The organism is Kitasatospora sp. Root107 (assembly GCF_001424875.1).
In the GTDB taxonomy this organism is placed as follows: domain Bacteria; phylum Actinomycetota; class Actinomycetes; order Streptomycetales; family Streptomycetaceae; genus Kitasatospora.
On record NZ_LMCT01000044.1, the window covers coordinates 2,786 to 3,717 of the forward strand.

The following is a 932-nucleotide window of genomic DNA, read 5'->3' on the forward strand; positions in this document are numbered from 1 at the left end:
CCCCGCCGCAGCAGCAGGCCGGCCGAGTCGTACGCGCTCAGTACGGAGCCGACGATCGCGACGGTCGCCTCCCGGGGCAGTGCCGCGAGCCTCCGGACGCCGGACGCGGAGTAGGGGTTGCGCACGAAGGACGCGTGCGCGCGGACCCCGGCGGCGAAGGGAGGCTCCCGCTGTTCGAGGCCGGTTGCGAGCACGACGTGGTCGGCGAACAGCACCGCCGGCTCGGGCCCCTCGCCGGCTGCGAGGCCGCTCGCCGCGAGCCGGCGCACCGTCACCTCGACCCCGGCGGGGCGTACTTCCAGGTCGACCGCCTCGCCGTCGGCCTCGATCAGTACGACGCCGGGGCAGGCCTCCCGCCTGGCCTCGGCCAGGCGGTTGATCAGGTAGTCCTGGAAGATCCGCCGGGGCGCCGGCCCTTGTTCGATGAACCGGAGCTCGGCCCAGGGCTCCGGCCAGTCCCGACGGTCGGCCTCGTGGTTGGCCCAGCGGACGAAGTCGTGGACGTCCTCCCGGAACGCCGACATCCGGCCCGCCTGGATGTTGAACACATGATCCCAGGGGTTGCCGTCCCGGTGGTAGGCGACACCGGCGTACCGGTAGTCGGACCGCCGTTCGAGCAGGACCACCTCGAGCGGCCTGCGCGCGAACCGGAGCAGTCGAATCGCCGTGGCGGTGCCGGCCAGGCCCGCCCCGACTACGAGCACCCTTGGGCACATGCCTGTTCGACTCATGGTGAAGCCTCCCGGTTGGGGGGACGGGGGAACCCGGCGCTGCTGTCCGGGCACCAGGCTAGGGGACATGGCGGGGTCAACAGGGTGTGTTGTGGAGGGTGATGGTGTGTCAGTCCGGGTGTGGTGATGGCTAGTTGGAGATCTGGGTGGGCCCGATGGCTCGACCGGGCCGGGGATGACGCCGAGGGGAGTGCGGCGGGG

Annotated in this window: 1 protein-coding gene; it reads right to left on the reverse strand. The window is 72.3% G+C overall.

Going from position 1 to position 932, the window contains the following annotated elements; translation table 11 throughout:
• Positions 1–731 (reverse strand): FAD/NAD(P)-binding protein (locus ASC99_RS41380; RefSeq protein ID WP_235583173.1); only part of this gene is annotated, 731 nt, incomplete at its 3' end.
• Between the last annotated feature and the right edge of the window lie 201 nt (positions 732–932).